The following is a 16,640-nucleotide window of genomic DNA, read 5'->3' as shown; positions in this document are numbered from 1 at the left end:
TCGTGGCCCCCACACGCGCCGGGTGCGCCAACCCGGTGCGGCGTGTGCGGTGCGGGTACCGCGGCCGGATCGCGCGTGGCTGCCGACCTTCGACGACACGGCCCACCACCCACCACGAGGACGGAGTTCTTCCGTCCCCTCGGTGCGCGTAGTGACGAGGACCACGTTCGCACTATAGGTCGTCGATGCCGGTCGGAGGCCGGGCGGGTGGCGATTGTCACACACGCCCGTTCGGCCCGTGTTCGCGCGCTGATGGCGCGGACCGCGACACCGACCGGTCACATGGGGAACGCGAGACGCCGACCCGCACGTTTGTCACCATGTACGCATCAAAAGCCGGACACCGGCGAACACCGGAAGGGAGGGCGCGTGCACGTCAACGCGGTCCGCGCGGTCGGCCTGTTCGCCGGAGCCTCGGCGCTCATCGTCGTGGTCGGCTGGTTCTGCGGTGCCCAGAAGGGCGTCCAGATCGCGATCGCCCTGGTGCTGTGCGCGGGGATCCTCGTCTACCTGTTCGGGGAATCCCTGGCGTTGCGGGCGATGCGGGCCCGACCGGTCAGCGAGATCGAGCGCCCGGAGCTGTATCGGATCGTTCGGGAACTGGCCACGGCCGCCAAGCAGCCGATGCCGAAGTTGTACCTGGCGCCGGTGCGCACGCCCAACGCCTTCGCCACCGGGGGCAGTCCGCGCCGGGCGTCCCTGTGCTGCACGACCGGGTTGCTGCGCGTCCTCGACGAACGTGAGCTGCGCGGCGTGATCGCCCACGAGTTGGCGCACATCCGCTCGCACGACACACTGCTCAGCTCGGTCGCGGCGACCTTGACCACCCTCATCACCGCGCTCACCCTCGTGACCTTCCTGCTGCCGTTGGGGGAGTCCGAGGAGACGGACATGCCCAACCTCCTGGGAGGGCTGATGCTGGCCGTGCTGGCGCCGCTCGCGGGCGTGGTCGTCTACTGCGGCGTGGGACGGGCCCGAGAGTTCCGTGCCGACGAGCACGCCGCCGAACTCACCGGGGACCCGTTGGGGCTCGCCGACGCGCTGCGCAAGCTGGAGTCCGGCAACCGGGCCCACCCGCTGCCACGGGAGCGGGTGCTGTTGGCCACGGCGCACCTGATGACGACCAACCCGTTTCCCGGGCCGGTGGGCCGGTTGTTCTCGGCGCACCCACCGATCGCCGAGCGGATCCGACGCCTGCGCGAGCTGCGCCGCAAGTGGGACCTGGGCTGAACACGACGACGGCCGCCCGCCGATGGCGGGCGGCCGTCGAACGTCGGTGCGTCAGCGGTAGTTGACGAACTGGAGGGCCAGGTCGAAGTCCTTCTCCTTGATGAGCGTCATGACGTTCTGGAGGTCGTCCTTCTTCTTGGCGCTGACCCGAAGTTCCTCGCCCTGGATCTGCGCCTTGACACCCTTGGGTCCCTCGTCGCGGATGAGCTTGGAGATCTTCTTGGCGTCCTCGGTGGTGATCCCCTCCTTGAGGTTCACCGGGAGGCGGTACTCCTTGCCCGAGGGCTTGGGCTCCTCGACGGCGTCCAGGACCTTCAGGGAGATCTTGCGCTTGATCAGCTTCTCCTTGAAGACCTCCAGGGCGGCCGTGGCGCGTTCCTCGGCGCTGCTCTTGATCTCGATGCCGTTCTCACCCTGCCAGGCGATGGTGGTCCCGGTGCCCTTGAAGTCGAACCGCTGGGCCAGCTCCTTGCCTGTCTGGTTCAGGGCGTTGTCGACCTCCTGACGGTCGAGCTTGGACACCACGTCGAAACTGGATTCGGCGGCCACGTACTCTCACACCCCGCTAGCTCTCGTGGGTCACGGGCGATACCCGTGCACGTCTGTTCGGCCCGGTGCGGGCCGGCTTCAGAGCTTAGCCGCGCCCCGCCGCGCACACCCGAAGCCGCTGGTGGGGGACGCGCCTCAGGATCCGATTTCAGGTTGGGGCCGATCATCCGCTATTGTCATTCATGCGCAGCGACACACACGTCGCCGCAGCCCAGGCAGGTTGCCCGAGCGGCCAATGGGAGCGGACTGTAAATCCGTCGGCTTAGCCTTCGAAGGTTCGAATCCTTCACCTGCCACCCTGGGGAAGGCCCCGGTGAACAGCGGAAACGCTGGCCACCGGGGCCTTTCGCGTTCCCTGCCCCCCAGGACCGCCTCGCGGGAGGGTGCCCCGAGGGGCGGCGCGACCACATCGACTCCCAGGCGCATCGCGGCGTGCTCGCCGACTCGACCACGCGACCACTGTCGAGAGCCGATGGATCAGGGCCGGCGGTATGAGGCGACGACGCGTCGTGGTTTCGGGCCTGTTCGCCGCGACCGCCGTGGTGCTCGGGGGATTCGGGTGGTCGCGAAGGTGTTACGCCAGGGCCACAGAGTGATCACCCTGAGTGATTTTCGTGGGATGGCGGAGCGGCTCGGCTGGGCTGATAAATCAGCGCATTGTCGTATTTGGGTTGCCTGACGAAAAGAATTGATCCGGCAATATGGACAAAATGACTTCCGAGTTTCGGCGTTGACAAAAAAGCGGGGCCGGATAATGATTGCCACAGTCCACCGCGACACAGGTGCAAGAAGCGCCTGCGTCTTTTTCTGTCAATGCCTCGCATGATTTCTCGGGGGAAACATGATCAAGAAGCTGACCGCTGCTGGCCTGGTCGCCGGTGCCGCGATGGGCGCGCTCCTCATGGGAGCTCCCGCGCACGCCTCGCACGGTGGTGACCAGCAGTTCAACCAGAATCTGCAGCTGGTTCCGGTTCAGTCCTGCAACCTGACCGGCAGCGTCGGTCTGGTCGCCGTCACCGTGCCGATCCTGTCGCCGCAGACCACGGGCGACTGCGTGAACGGCCCCATCGGCACCAACATCAGCTAGTTCCGGCAATCGGTCCGACCGATACGCTATCCCAAATTCTTCCGAAAGGTAATTCAATGCTGCGTAAGCTCGGCGTTGCCGGCCTCGTCGCTGGTGCCGCTTTCTCCGCCATTCTGGCCGCCACTCCGGCGTCCGCCTCGCACGGTGGCGACCAGCAGTACAACCAGAACCTGCAGGCCGTCCCGGTCCAGCTGTGCAACACCAGCGCCGCCGTGGGCCTGGTCGGTGTGAACGTGCCGATCCTGTCGCCGCAGACCACGGGCGACTGCGTCAACGGTCCCATCAGCACCAACATCGACTAGGAGAGTTCCCAGAATGCGTAAGTTCACCGCCGCCACCGCCATCGCCGGTATCGCCTTCGGCGCCATGCTCGCCGCCGCTCCGGCGTCTGCCTCTCACGGTGGCGACCAGCAGTACAACCAGAACCTGCAGGCCGTCCCGGTCCAGCTGTGCAACACCGAGCTGGCCGTCGGACTCCTCGCCGGTGTCAACGCGCCGATCCTGTCGCCGCAGACCACGGGCGACTGCGTCAACGGCCCCATCAGCACCAACATCGACTAGGGGTCCGTAGATGCTGCGCAAGTTCACCGCCGCCACCGCCATCGCCGGTATCGCCATGGGTGCGATGCTCGCGACCGCGCCGGCCTTCGCCTCGCACGGTGGCGACCAGCAGTTCAACCAGAACCTGCAGTTGGTTCCGGTCCAGCTGTGCAACACCGAGCTGGCCGTCGGCCTGGTCGGCGCCAACGTGCCGATCCTGTCGCCGCAGACCGCCGGTGACTGCGTCAACGGCCCGACGAGCACCAACATCGAACACGACCGTGACGATGAGGGTGACGAAGGCCACGAGGACCACAAGGGTCACGAGGGCGACAAGGGCAACGGCTACTACTAGTAGCCCGAGTCCGACGGGTCCGATCCGGTCCCGATGACGGAACAGGGTTGTTGGAAGGCCCCCCGGCGTGTGCCGGGGGGCCTTTCGCGTTCACACCGGGATGATGGGGACTTGAGACCCAGGAGGCGACATGAAGCGTGCACTACTGATCGGCGCGGTCCTGGCACTGGCGCTCTCCGCCTGTGGCGACCAGGACGAGCCGGACCGGGACGACGTTCCGGCCGAGGACGGCAACGGTGACGACGAACGTGACCGCGACGAGCACGACGACCACGACGATCGTGACGACGACCAGCGTGACGAAGAGGGTGAGGCGGCGACCCAGGGGGACGTCCAGGTCCTCAACTTCTACGGCGACGAGGCCGGGTTCGACGAGCAGCGACCCACGGAGTACGTGGCCACCGAGTTCACCACCTTCACCGACATGGAGTGGGACGAGTGGGATGAGGGTCGAGCCCGCGGAGAGGGCGAGGTCCTGGGCACCTGGTGCATGGACCAGGGGTGCCAGGACGACCCCTACGACGTGGACGTGGAACTCGGCGATCCCGTCGACGTCGACGGCACCATGTACTTCTCCACGTACACGATCACCGACTACGACGACGACATGCCCGAAGAGACCCGTGAGGCCTTCGACCAGGCGGACGAGGGCCGGCTCGGGGTCCCGCAGTAGGCGTCCAGGGATGAGGTGACGTCGAAGAGTTCCCCGGCTCTTCGTAGAATCCTTACAAACGCCACAGTTGGGACAAAACACCTGTTCAGAACGGGTGTCAGGGAATCTCACCGAGGGCGGAGGGAGCCGAACCGGGCGTGGCGGGCCCGAGAGGTCTCTAGTCTGCTGAGTTGTGGGACTCAACCAGTGGACGAACGACCGCGCGGACGACGGACGGGGCAACGGCGATCGGCCGGTGCCACGGCACGGACGCGCCGCCTTGCTGCGTCTGGCCGGCTGGTTCGAGGAGGCGGAACCGGACCGCGCCGAAGCCTTGGCGACCGCGGCCTTCGCCCTCCACCCCGCCCGTCACCTGGAAGGACGCGTCGACGACAGCGTCGCGGCGACCACCAGCTGGTGGCAGGGGGAACCCGACCGCAGCACCATCACCGAGCACCCCGGTGCCCGCCCTCCCGAACCGGTCCGGGACCACCGCGCCCAACAGGCCCGCCTTCGGGACGCCGCCGAGTCCTCGGCGCACTGGCGCCGCGCGGGCGCCGACCAGATCCGCTCCCTGCTGGCCGAGCCCACCGGCGACGACGCCCGTCTGGACCTGTCCGGCGCCGGCATGGAGGTCCTCATGGAGCTCCTCACCGCCGCTCTGGGTTCGGGCGACGCCTCCCGGCGTCCCACCTCCGCCGGTGACCTGGAGTTCGGCCTGCGCCTGCACGTCATCGCGGCGCCGGGAGCCGAGGTCACCGCCCGGGGCGAGGGCGGCGACCTGAGCCTGGAGGGGCTGCGCCTGTGCGTGACCCCCTACGGTCAGCACTTCATCGACGTCCCCGCCGACCGCGCCGTCACACCCGACCCGCCGGAACATCCGGTCGCCCGGACCCCGACCACCCCTCCGGAACCTGTTTCGGACACCCCCGAACCGGTGGAACCGGTCCCGTTCGAACCGCCCCCCGCGGAAACTCCGCCCACCGGAACACCGCACGCCGTGCCCCCGGCCTTCGCGGCTCCGGAGGAGGACACCGCACAGGCCCCTGTCGAGGAGCCGACCGACACCGATAGCCTCCCCGGGCCGGACCCGGACTCCCAGAACACCGGTCCCATCGGGATCACCACGCAAACACCCTGGACGCGGAGGTGGGGGTGATGGAGACGAACGCCTACAGCGAAGACGCCGCCCTCATCGGGGAACGCCAGGCCGCCGCGCGCGCCCTCATGGCCCACCCGTTGCTCACCCGTGCCGCGCACCCGGCCGAGTTCTCCCTGGTGCGCTCGCACAACGAGTGGCTGGTCCAGCGCTTCCAACGCGTGCTCGGCTACCGGCTCACCGTCGCCGACGACCACGCCCGCCTGGGCAAACGCGGGCTCGTCGACGAGGTCACCGGACCGATCACCCGCGCGGACGGTTCCCGACTCACCCCCCGGGCCCTGACCTACCTCGCCCTGACGCTCGCGGTCCTGGTCGAGCACGACGGACCCGTCAGCGTGCGCTCCCTCGCCGCCACCGTGCGCGCGACCGCCCATGAGGCGGGCATCGACGCCGATCCCGCCCGTGGCCTGGGCGAACGCCGCGCCTACTGCGCCGCCCTGCTCCACCTGGTCGACCTCGGCGCGCTCACCGAGGCCTCCGGCACCATCGGAGCCCACCAGGCCGACGCCGCGATGGACGCCGAACTCGACCCCGACACCGAGGCCCTGCGCACGGTCACCGCGCACCTGCCCCGGGCCGGCACGGACGCCGACACCTTCCTCGCCGAGGCGGTCGACCCCGAGCCCGAGAGTGACCAGGCGGGAGAGGTCGCCCTGCGACGCCTGCTCGCCGAGACCGCCGTCGTGCACCGAGAGGAGCTCTCCGACCGGCAGCGCGACCTGCTCGCCGCCCACCAGTGGCGCGCCGCGTCCGCCCTGGGCAACCTGTTGGGCTGCGACACCGAGATCCGCGCCGAGGGTGTGGCCCTGGTCATGCCCGACGAGGCGATGGCCCGCCCGCGCTTCCCCTCCGACGACCCGGTCGGACACACCGCGCTGGCCCTGGTCCGCCACCTCTCCGGTCTGTTGAACCCCGGCCGCCCGACCACGTCCGTTCCCATCCCCGAGCGAGAACTCCAGGTCGCGCTGGACGCGCTCGGTGGCGCCGACGCACCGGTGCGCGCGGAGTGGGCGCGCACCGCCGGGCCGGAGATCCCCGAGCCCGAACGCCTCTTCGCCCTCGTCCTGGAACTTCTCACCGGGCTCGGACTGCTCCGGGGCGAACCCGGTGCCCGAAGACTGACGGCCATCGCCGCGAGGTACGGCGCGGAAGTGGACCATCGCGTCCCCCGGATCCAGGACAATGGCGAAGACAGCCGGACACATCCCGAAGACCGGACACACCCAGAACAACCGCGCGGTTCCGGTCGACAGGAGCCCGAGCCTCGGGACGACCCCCGTAGCGACCTCGACCGGGTGGCGTCCGTGCTGCAAGCGGTGGCGAACGAGAAGGTGAGCGCGACCAGTGGTGACACAGGAGACGAGCCAGGCCCACGGGAAGCCTCCGGCTGACCCCGCCCCCACCCCCCGTTACCGCCTCGAACGCGCGGGCATCCGGAACGTCTGGCAGTACGACGACCACGTCCTGGACTTCGCCGAGGGGCGGCTGCTGCTGCGCGGCCGCAACGGCGCCGGCAAGTCCAAGGCCCTGGAGATGCTGCTGCCGTTCCTGTTGGACGGGGACGTGCGACGTCTGGACACCACCGGCACCAACCGGACGAGCCTGCGTTGGCTGATGTCCGACGACCCCCGCGCGGGCCGTGTCCCGATCGAGGAGGAGACCGGTCCGGACCTGCTCGGTGGCCCCGAGGACCTCGTCGACGGCACCTCCGACGACGGCGACGCGACCCCCGGCCCCGCCACCCGCCTGGGCTACCTGTGGGTGGAGTTCACCACCGCGCGCGGGGACCGCGGCCTGGACGCCGCCGCCCACACCACCGGACCCAACTCCGCCTCCGCCCTGCTCGCGGCGCAGGCCGAACCCATCGCGGAACCCGAACCCGAGGGCGAGGAACCCCGTTACCTCACCCTGGGCGCGGCCGTCCTCGCCGTGGGCGACTCCGACCCGCGCTGCGTCTTCTTCGTCACCGAACGCCGGGTCGGATACGACCTGGACCTGGTCGTGGACGGCCGACCCAAGCCCGTGGACCGGCTGCGTTCGGAGATCGGCGCGGACAACTGCTTCACCAGCGCGGTCCCCTACCGGGCACGGGTGATGCGAACCCTGTTCGGCATCGACGACTCCGTCCGCTATCGCAACCTCATCCACCTGCTCTACCGGCTGCGCCGCCCCACCATCGGCGACCGCCTGGAAGCGGGCGAACTCGTCGGCGTGCTCTCCGAGGCCCTGCCGCCCATGGACGAGTCGGTCCTGGACGAGGTGGCCCGCAACATCTCCGACCTCGAACAGGCCCGTGCGGAGAAGAACGCCCTCACCGAGGCCGACGGCGGCATCGCCGAGTTCCTCACCGACTATCACGGTTACCTGGTCCACACCCTGCGCGCCCGGGCCGCCGAGGTCCGCGAACAGCTCGACGCCCGTGACCGACGAGTGGACGAGACCGACCGGCTGCGCGCCGAACTCGACGAGCTCATCTCCGACGAGAGCCAGATCTCCGAGGAACGCGACCAGGCCCGCCGCACCCGCGACACCGCCGAGGCCGACGACGGAACCCTCGCCTCCGCCCAGCAGGACGCGGCCACCGCCACCGCCAACGAACGTCGCGCCTACGACGCGGCCGTGGGCGCCTACATCCGTGCCGCGGAGGCGGCCTGGGCCGCCGCCGAACACGCCGCCACCACCGAGGACCACGCGATCGAGCGGTTGGGCGAGGACGTCTCCGCCGTCGAACGCGCCCTCGACGTCCTGCGACAGACCCACGCCGAAGCCGGTCGCGCCGCCACGGCCGCCGGCCTGGATCCCCGCGCGCTGGGCCGGGTCCCCGACACCCGCACCACCGTGCACGCACCCCGCGAGAGCACCACCCGGGTGGACATCCAAGGCCTCGAACAGGCCGTGGAACGTGCCCCCGTCGACGGCATCGACCTCGACGACCTGCGCGAGAACCTGGGCCGGCTGCACGACCGGCTCACCGCCGCCGCCGACACCGCGGCCGACCGCACCGACCAGGCCGCCCGCCTCACCGGCCTGACCAGCGCCGAGACCGCCGCGGACCGTCGCCTGGTCGCCCTGACCAGCGAGTCGGAGAGCGCCCAGGCCACCCTCGAACACACCCACACCCGGGAACAGGACGCCATCACCGGGCTGCGCGAACAGAGCGCCGCCTACGCCGAGGGCGTTCGCACCTGGGCCGCGCGCCTGCGCGACTCCAGCCACGCCCACGCCCTGGGCGACGCCATCCACGAGCTGGAGGGCAGCGTGGAGCTGCCCATCTCCGACGCGCTGCGCGTGCTGGACCCCGACGTACCGGCCAAGGTCGCCCGCCTGGCCCACACCGCCGTGGATCCGCTCCTGGAGGAGCTGCGCGCCCGACGTGACGTGGCCGTCAACGAGGAGGGCCAGCTCGCCGACGAACTCGCCGAGCTCGCCGAACGCAAGGCCAAGAACGCCGACGCCGCACCCGAGCGCCCCGCGTGGGCCACCTACGCGCGCCCAGACTCCGACGGAGTCCCCTTCCACCTCGCCGTCGACTTCGCCAACGGGCTCACCACCCGCGAACAGGCCGGGCTCGAAGCCGCCCTGGAGGCCAGCGGTCTGCTCGCCGGTTGGATCCGCTCCGACGGCACCCTGTACGACCCCGCCACCCGCGACCTCATGATCACCCCGGCCCGCCCCGCCAAGGGCCGCACCCTCTTCGACGTGCTCGTACCGGTCGCCGTCCCCGACCGTGGCGTCGACAACGACAACCTGCGCGCCCTGCTGGCCTCCATCGCCCTGGGCTCGGAGTCGACCGGTGCCTCCGCGGAGGACACCGAGGCCAAGCACCGCCGGGACAGCTCCGTGGCCACCGTCAGCTCCATGTCGCTCTCCGGCGGCTGGCGACTGGGCGTGGCCTCCGGAGCACACACCAAGACCGAACCGGAGTACATCGGCGAGGCCGCCCGCAAACGCGCCCGCGACCGTCAGACCGCCAACACCGACCGCCGCATGGCCATCGCCGAGGCCCTCCTCGCCGAAGCCGGCGAACGACGGTGGGCGGTGGAGCACTCCTACTCCGAACTCCTGGAGGTCTCGCGGGACCTGCCGGACGCCTCCCCCCTGGTCCGGGCCTGGGCCACCCTCGACGTGGGCCGCACCGACGTCGCCGCGGCCCGTCGCGCGCACGACACCGCCCGAGCCACCGCCGACGACGCCCGTACCGAGCTCCTCGACCTTCGCCGTCGCCTCAAGGACGCCGCTGGGGCGGAGGGTCTGCCCACCACGCGCGCCGAACTCGACAGCGCCCTGCGGGCCATGGACCACCTCCGCGTCCTCATCGCCTCGGCCCTGCGCGACCTCGAAGTCCTCGCCTGGCAGCTGGCCGACCACGAACGTCACGTCGCGGCCTGGAGCCGCACCCGATCGGCGCGTCTGGCCGCCGAGGACGCCCGGGCCGGCGCCATCGACGACATGATCACCGTGCGCCGCCAGTTCGAACTGGGCGATCGCGCGCGGGGAGTGCCCGGCGACCAGATCGAGGCTGCCCGAGAGCAGGTCCGCGCCCGAGCCGAAGAGGCCGCTGAACGCCTTCCCGAACTCGAACGCCGCGCCCAACAAGCACGCGATGACCGGGTGGCCGCCGAGGCGCGCCTGGAAGCGGCCACCATCGAACGGGCCGAACAGGTCCGTCGCGCCCTCGCCACGGGGGAGAACCTGGTCGGCGCGGTCACCACCCTCGGCGACCCCGCGGCCAAGGCGGTCAAGGGGACCGAGGACACCCGTCCCGACGCCGTCCTGCTGCGCGCCGCCGGGCTGGAGGACAGCGCCGCCGACGACGGCCCGCTGACCCGCTACCTGGCCGCCCTGGAGACCGGAGCCGACACCGAACCCGTCGGCCCCGACACCCGCCTGGACCTCCTCGCCGACTTCGTCGAACGGCTGGAGACCGGCCTGGCCGCGCAGACCGACGTCACCGAGGTCGACGACAGCGCCATCCTCGGCAGCCGTGAGGACCTACAGCGTCTCCTCACCTCCGTCGGCCGGGCGCAGACCCGCACCGAACTCACCGAACCCCGGGGTGTCAAACGCCTCACCGTCCATGACGAGGACGGGGCCCACGACGTCACCGCCTACGCCGAACACGTCGCGGCGTCCGTGACCAAGGCCGAGGAGGCCGTCGCCATCGCGGAGGAGGAGGCCTTCGAACGCCACCTGCTCGGGGAGCTCGCCGGACACCTGTCCCACCAGATCGACGAGGCCCGCGCCCTCATCACCACCATGAACGACGTCCTCAAGGACGTCACCACCTCCGCCGGTCTCGGCGTGCGGCTGGACTGGAGCCTGGCCCCCGACGCGGGCGCCGACGTCGAGGCGGTCGTTCCCCTGCTGGCCACACCGCCGGAGGAACGCACCCGCGTCCAGACCACCCGTCTACGCGACGCGCTGCGCCGCTGCATCGAGGCGATCCGTCGACTCGACCCGACCGCCACGGGCGGTGCCCAACTGCGCGCGGCCCTGGACTACCGGTCCTGGTTCACGTTCACCGTGTACGTCACCGACTCCGCGGGTGACGAACGCCGTCTGGGCCACCGCACCGCCCTCAGCCAGGGCGAACAGCGCGTGGTCGCCTACCTGGTGCTGTTCGCGGGGGCGGCCGCCCACTTCGACGCCCTCGCGGTCCGGGCGCCCTGGGCGCCTCGCCTGATCCTGTTGGACGACGCCTTCGCCAAGGTCGACGAACCCACCCACGGCAGGCTCCTCGGTCTCTTGGTCGAACTCGACCTCGACTTCGTGCTGACCTCCGAACGGGTCTGGGGCTGCTTCGCGAGCGTGCCCAGCCTCAACATCTACGAATGCCTGCGCGACCCCAACGTGCCCGGAATCGCGACCCTGCACTTCACCTGGGACGGCAGCCGGAGGAAACTGGTGGGGGTGTGATCCACGCCTCGTGTTGTAGGCATCACCAGCGGGCTTGATCCTTTCCTGCCCTAGTCTGCTGACGCAGGTTCTGAAACGGAGCGGGGTGGCGAAGGTGACTCGGGGACCCGAGGCGGGCGCGAACGGAGGACCGGACGGCCGGGGGGTCGCCCCCGGGGCCGACGACCCCACCACGAAGGGACTCCTGGAGGCGTTGGCGCGCTCCGGGGTGCCCTCACGGGTCCGATCCTGGGTCAACGCCGCCCTGTGGGGCGAGGACGCCCTGGAGGCCCTCCTGCGGGGCGAGCACTTCCCCGAGGCCGTTCCCGAGCCCCCGAGCGGTCCGCCGCCCGGTTCGATGCGTCGCGCCTACCTCACCGGCATCCGGGTCCAGGGTTTCCGCGGCATCGGTCGCCCGGCCGAACTCACCTTCCCGGCCGGCCCCGGACTCACCGTGATCGTCGGCCGCAACGGGTCCGGCAAGTCCAGCTTCGCCGAGGCCGCCGAAGCCGCCCTGACCGGTCGCAACCCCCGTTGGGACGCCATGCCCACGGGATGGCGAGACGGTTGGCGCAACCTGCACTACGACGAGCGCACAGAGGCCAGCGTCGACATCCACATCGCGGGGGACCACGGACCCACCCGGATCAGTCGCCGCTGGACCGGTGAGAGCGTTCGCTCCGCACGCGGCGAGGTCGTGCACCCCAACGGCGAGGTGTCGCCGCTGCGCACCCTCGACTGGGGCGAGAACCTGGTCCGCTACCGGCCCTTCCTGTCCTACGACGAACTCGGCCGTACCGTCACCGGTCGCGCCGCCGAGCTCTACGACACCCTCACCGCGCTCCTGGGCATCACCGGGCTCGCGGAGGCGGAGCGTCGCCTCGCCAAGGTCTGCGACGGCCTCGTCCGCCGCCGAGACCATCCCTCGCGCGCCCTGAGGCCGCTCCTGGAGGCGCTCGGCGCCTCCGCCGACCCTCGGGCGGCCCAGAGCGTACGGCTGCTCTCCGCGCCCGACATGGACCTGGACGCCCTGCGTCGACTGGCCGCCGACGACGGCCCCAGCGACCCGTCCCAACACGTCGTCATGCGCAGGCTGCGCCGGCTCAGCGTCCCCGAACGCGCCATCATGAGCGACGTCGTCAACGAGCTGCGGGGCGCCTCCATGGAACTGGCCATGGCGGCCGGTACCAAGGGCGACCACGCCCACGGGGTGGTCGAGCTCCTCGAACAGGCGCTGGAACACCACAAGCGCCATCCCACCGAGACCACCTGCCCCACCTGCGCCACCACCGGGGCGCTGGGGGCCGACTGGGTGCGGCGCGCCAACGCCCAACTGCGCGCGCTACGCCCCCAGGCCGCGATCACCTCGGCCGCCTACGAACGCGCCGACGTCGCCCGCGACCAGGCCCGGTTCCTACTCTCCCCGATGCCCGGATGGCTCCCTCCGGAGAGCGAACTCGGTCAGCTGTGGTCGCTGTGGGAGTCCGGTTCCGACATCGAGGACCTCGCCGAACTCGCCGATCACATCGAGGACGTGGGCCGCAGGCTCCGCGCGGCGGCGGTCAGCGCGCGCCGGGACGCGTCCGAACGCCTGGAGGACCCCACCGACGGGTGGTCGGACCTCGCCGAACGGCTCTCCGCATGGTTGGACGACGCCCAGGACGCCATCAAGGCGAGCGAGTCCCTCTCGTACGCGGAGGCCGCGCTCGGACAGCTCACCGAGTACGCCCGAACGGTGCGCGCCGAACGGCTCGGTCCGGTCGCGGCCCAGGCCGAACAGGTCTGGTTCCGGTTGCGCCAGGAACGCCACATCGACCTGCAGGGCATGCGGCTCATCGGCCGTGGGGCCCGTCGCAGGGTCGAGGTGGACGTGTCCGTCGACGGGGTGGAGGACCAGACCAGCGCGCCCGGGCTGCTCAGCCAGGGCGAGTTCCAGGCACTGGCGCTGTCCATCTGCCTGCCGCGCACCCTCGTCGAGGGCAACCCGTTCGGGTTCCTGCTGCTGGACGACCCGGTCCAGGCCATGGACACCGAGACCGTGGAGGGGCTCGCCTCCGTTCTGGCCGAGGTGGGCCGACACCGGCAGCTCATCGTCTTCACCCACGACACCCGACTGTCGGACGCACTGCGCCGACTGGGGCTGGCCGCGGACATCCGCACGATCAACCGCGACGCCATGTCCAACGTCTGGCTCGCCGAGAACGGTGCCTGAGGGGCGCCGGGGCCCCTCGCGCGCGTGCACGGCGTCACATTCGGGCCGTTTTTCGAGGCTTGGAACAGGCTCTCGGGAAACCCGAGAAACCTGATCTGACCAGGGGTTACGTGATCCAGGTGCGGCCTCGGGCAAGCCGAGGGGAGGGGTCCCGGGCCTTCGATTTGGCAGACCACCCCTCAATCCCTGTATAGTCATGACCAGCGCAAGGGGGCAACACCCCCGGGGCGGACGAGAGAAAGTCCCACAGCGCGCCCCTTTAGCTCAGTCGGCAGAGCGTCTCCATGGTAAGGAGAAGGTCTACGGTTCGATTCCGTAAAGGGGCTCCACCACTTGATGAGGTTCCGGTCCACTCAGGTGGGCGGCCGGTGGAACTTCGCCGGCCGAAACAGGAGACATCCACGATAGGATGTCTTTGTTGTCTGATCGGGGCGGGGTAGCTCAGTCGGTAGAGCAAGCGGCTCATAATCGCTGTGTCGTCGGTTCAAGTCCGGCCCCCGCTACCAACCCACTGACCCCTGAGCGTCAAACTCAGGGGTCGTCGTGGGTCTCAGCAGTTTTTCACTGCGTCAAGGTAATGTCTCCAGCGAGAAAGGCACTCCGAAGTGGCTGCCACAGACGTGAGGCCGAAGATCACCCTGGCCTGCCAGGAGTGCAATCACCGGAACTACATCACGCGCAAGAACCGTCGGAACACCCCCGACCGTCTGACGATCAAGAAGTTCTGCCCGAACTGCCGCAAGCACAACGACCACCGCGAGACCCGCTAGGTCCCGCAAGAGGGTCGTCGTCCCAGGCAGGGAACGACAGCTTCTCGTAGACTCCAGCCCGGTGAGCCAATCGCTCACCGGGCTGTTCGTTGTCCAGGGGTCCTCTCCGCGACGGCGGCCGAGCCCCGACGTTTCCACATCCGAGAGGCAGAGCGTGGCGATCAACCCTGACCACCTCGGCCGGGAGTACCCCGCCCCCGAGACCTACGAGGTGACCCGCGGCAAGATCCGCGAGTTCGCCGAGGCCATCAACGACCTCAACCCGGTCTACCTGGACCGCGAGTCCGCGAAGGCCATGGGCCACCCCGACGTCATCGCCCCGCCCACCTTCCCGGTGATCCTGGGCATGGCCGGTTCCGCGCTGGCCATCGCCGACCCCGACCTGGGCGTCGATTTCTCCCGGGTCGTCCACGGCGACCAGAGCTTCCACTACGAGCGCCCGCTGTACGCCGGTGACGTCCTGAACACCGTCACCCGCATCACCGACATCAAGGCCCTGGGCGGCAACGAGCTGCTCACCCTGGAGACGGTGGCCACGGCGGCCGACGGCGAACACGTGGTGACGGCGGGCATGATGCTCGTCGTCCGGGGATCCTAGGAAGCGGGGACACGAGGATGAGCAGGCTCAAGTACGACGAGGTCGAGACCGGCGCGCTGCTGCCGGAGCGGACCTTCCCGGTCCGCCGCCTGGACCTGGTCCGCTACGCCGGTGCCTCCGGTGACTTCAACCTCATTCACTGGAACGAACGCTTCGCCAAGTCCGTCGGCCTGCCCGACGTGATCGCGCACGGCATGTTCACCATGGCCGAGGCCGGTCGGGTCATCACCGACTGGGCGGGGGACCCCGGCGGCGTCGTCGACTACTCGGTACGCTTCTCCGCGCCCGTGGTCGTCCCCGACGACGATGACGGCGCCGAGATCACCGTCGGCGGCAAGGTCAAGTCCAAGAACGACGACGGAACCGTCACCGTTGCGCTGACCGCCCGGTCCGGTGGCGCCAAGGTCCTCGCCAAGGCCACCGCCGTCGTCCGTCTCGCCTGACCCTCCAGAGAACGAAGAGGTACCACGCCCGTGTCCACGATGCTCGCCGACCACACCACGCTCGGTCTGGGTGGTCCAGCCAAGGCCTTTCACCCCGCAGCCACGACCGACGAACTGGTCCGCCTGGTCACCGACGCGGAGCGGGCCGGTGAACGGGTGCTCGTCCTGGGCGGCGGCAGCAACCTGGTGATCGCCGACGACGGCTTCCCCGGAACCGTGATCCTGGTCGCCTCCCAGGGGGTCACCCTGACCGAGGCCGGGACCGACCCGGAGACCGGTGAGACCGTCGTCCTGCTGCGCGCGGACGCGGGCGTGGACTGGGACCCCCTGGTCGAACGGGCCGTCGCCGAGGGCCTCAACGGCATCGAGTTCCTCTCCGGCATCCCCGGTCGGGTCGGCTCCACCCCCATCCAGAACGTCGGCGCCTACGGCCAGGACGTCGGCCAGACCATCCGTGAGGTGCTGGTCCTGGACCGCGCCACCGGTGACCTGGTGACCATGTCCAACGCCGACTGCGGGTTCACCTACCGGGACAGTTCCTTCAAGGGCCACGACCGCTACGTGGTGTGCGAGGTGGTCTTCGAACTGCGTCGCGGACCGCTCAGCCGTCCCGTGCGCTACGCCGAGGTCGCCCGCACCATGGGCGTCGAAGCGGGGGAGCGGGTGCCGCTGGAGAAGGCCAGGGAGGTCGTCCTGGGTCTGCGTCGGGGCAAGGGCATGGTGCTGGACCCGGCCGACCCGGACACCCGCAGCGCCGGTTCGTTCTTCACCAACCCGATCCTGTCGCCGGAACGGTACGCGGCCTTCCGTGAGCGCGCCCTCGAACGCCTGGGATCGGACGCCGAGATCCCCGGGCACCCCGACGACGAGGGCAACGTGAAGCTCTCCGCCGCCTGGCTGATCGACCGGGCCGGATTCACCAAGGGCTACGGCGACGGTCCCGCGCGGATCTCCGGCAAGCACACCCTCGCCCTGACCAACCCCGGTGGTGCGAGCACGGCCGACCTGCTCGACCTGGCCCGCGAGGTGCGCGCCGGGGTCGAGGCCGCCTTCGGGGTGCGCCTGGTCAACGAGCCGGTCATGGTCGGTGTGAGCCTGTAGGTCCGGCACCGCGCCCGATACGGCCTGGAGCGACGCTCCGAAGAAA

15 protein-coding genes and 3 tRNA genes are annotated in these 16,640 nt (G+C 70.3%); 17 read left to right on the top strand and 1 reads right to left on the bottom strand.

Translation table 11 applies throughout. The features are described from left to right. Positions 1 to 369: 369 nt before the first annotated feature. Positions 370 to 1,230, top strand: coding sequence for a M48 family metalloprotease (locus ACWGSK_RS19095; RefSeq protein WP_358507646.1), 861 nt, complete (start codon positions 370 to 372; stop codon positions 1,228 to 1,230). 51 nt (positions 1,231 to 1,281) lie between these two features. Here ACWGSK_RS19095 and ACWGSK_RS19090 read toward each other — a convergent pair whose 3' ends face one another. Continuing rightward, on the bottom strand, positions 1,282 to 1,779 hold the full coding sequence (locus ACWGSK_RS19090; protein ID WP_358506836.1) for a YajQ family cyclic di-GMP-binding protein: 498 nt from the start codon (positions 1,777 to 1,779) through the stop codon (positions 1,282 to 1,284). Between the two features lie 214 nt (positions 1,780 to 1,993). Here ACWGSK_RS19090 and ACWGSK_RS19085 point away from each other — a divergent pair. The 16 genes from ACWGSK_RS19085 (at position 1,994) to ACWGSK_RS19010 (ending at position 16,594) form a co-directional block, all read left to right on the top strand. Beyond that, positions 1,994 to 2,075 (top strand) — tRNA-Tyr (locus ACWGSK_RS19085). Between the two features lie 545 nt (positions 2,076 to 2,620). Beyond that, complete coding sequence (locus ACWGSK_RS19080; protein ID WP_358506834.1) at positions 2,621 to 2,866, top strand: hypothetical protein; 246 nt, start codon at positions 2,621 to 2,623, stop codon at positions 2,864 to 2,866. Positions 2,867 to 2,922: 56 nt separating this feature from the next. Beyond that, positions 2,923 to 3,168, top strand: coding sequence for a hypothetical protein (locus ACWGSK_RS19075; protein WP_358506833.1), 246 nt, complete (start codon positions 2,923 to 2,925; stop codon positions 3,166 to 3,168). Between the two features lie 13 nt (positions 3,169 to 3,181). After that, the gene (locus ACWGSK_RS19070; protein WP_358506831.1) at positions 3,182 to 3,427 is read left to right on the top strand and encodes a hypothetical protein; all 246 of its coding nucleotides are present in this window, start codon (positions 3,182 to 3,184) and stop codon (positions 3,425 to 3,427) included. A gap of 10 nt (positions 3,428 to 3,437) precedes the next feature. Beyond that, positions 3,438 to 3,761 (top strand): hypothetical protein, encoded by a 324-nt coding sequence (locus tag ACWGSK_RS19065; protein ID WP_358506829.1) that lies wholly within the window; start codon positions 3,438 to 3,440, stop codon positions 3,759 to 3,761. 130 nt (positions 3,762 to 3,891) lie between these two features. Continuing rightward, positions 3,892 to 4,434: a hypothetical protein gene (locus ACWGSK_RS19060; protein WP_452456355.1), complete on the top strand. Its 543-nt coding sequence runs from the start codon at positions 3,892 to 3,894 to the stop codon at positions 4,432 to 4,434. Between the two features lie 172 nt (positions 4,435 to 4,606). Continuing rightward, positions 4,607 to 5,572: a DUF2397 family protein gene (locus ACWGSK_RS19055; protein WP_358506825.1), complete on the top strand. Its 966-nt coding sequence runs from the start codon at positions 4,607 to 4,609 to the stop codon at positions 5,570 to 5,572. Next, complete coding sequence (locus ACWGSK_RS19050) at positions 5,572 to 6,966, top strand: TIGR02678 family protein (protein WP_358506823.1); 1,395 nt, start codon at positions 5,572 to 5,574, stop codon at positions 6,964 to 6,966. The genes ACWGSK_RS19055 and ACWGSK_RS19050 overlap by 1 nt, the downstream gene beginning before the upstream one ends. Beyond that, on the top strand, positions 6,920 to 11,491 hold the full coding sequence (locus ACWGSK_RS19045) for a TIGR02680 family protein (protein ID WP_358506821.1): 4,572 nt from the start codon (positions 6,920 to 6,922) through the stop codon (positions 11,489 to 11,491). The genes ACWGSK_RS19050 and ACWGSK_RS19045 overlap by 47 nt, the downstream gene beginning before the upstream one ends. 85 nt (positions 11,492 to 11,576) lie before the next feature. Beyond that, complete coding sequence (locus ACWGSK_RS19040; protein WP_358506819.1) at positions 11,577 to 13,682, top strand: AAA family ATPase; 2,106 nt, start codon at positions 11,577 to 11,579, stop codon at positions 13,680 to 13,682. 253 nt (positions 13,683 to 13,935) lie between these two features. Continuing rightward, positions 13,936 to 14,011: transfer RNA gene (locus tag ACWGSK_RS19035), tRNA-Thr, on the top strand. Positions 14,012 to 14,112: 101 nt separating this feature from the next. Next, positions 14,113 to 14,188: transfer RNA gene (locus ACWGSK_RS19030), tRNA-Met, on the top strand. A gap of 99 nt (positions 14,189 to 14,287) precedes the next feature. Then, on the top strand, positions 14,288 to 14,452 hold the full coding sequence (gene rpmG, locus ACWGSK_RS19025; RefSeq protein WP_026117477.1) for a 50S ribosomal protein L33: 165 nt from the start codon (positions 14,288 to 14,290) through the stop codon (positions 14,450 to 14,452). 154 nt (positions 14,453 to 14,606) lie between these two features. Continuing rightward, on the top strand, positions 14,607 to 15,050 hold the full coding sequence (locus ACWGSK_RS19020) for a MaoC family dehydratase N-terminal domain-containing protein (protein WP_452456354.1): 444 nt from the start codon (positions 14,607 to 14,609) through the stop codon (positions 15,048 to 15,050). A gap of 17 nt (positions 15,051 to 15,067) precedes the next feature. After that, positions 15,068 to 15,493, top strand: coding sequence for a MaoC family dehydratase (locus ACWGSK_RS19015; RefSeq protein WP_358506817.1), 426 nt, complete (start codon positions 15,068 to 15,070; stop codon positions 15,491 to 15,493). A 39-nt stretch (positions 15,494 to 15,532) separates the two neighbouring features. Beyond that, positions 15,533 to 16,594: a UDP-N-acetylmuramate dehydrogenase gene (locus tag ACWGSK_RS19010; RefSeq protein WP_452456395.1), complete on the top strand. Its 1,062-nt coding sequence runs from the start codon at positions 15,533 to 15,535 to the stop codon at positions 16,592 to 16,594. Positions 16,595 to 16,640: the final 46 nt, after the last annotated feature.

The sequence above is a fragment of the Nocardiopsis sp. NPDC055551 genome (assembly GCF_053619415.1).
The sequence above is the reverse complement of the archived record's forward strand: the minus strand, read 5'-3'. Positions and strand labels throughout refer to the sequence as shown.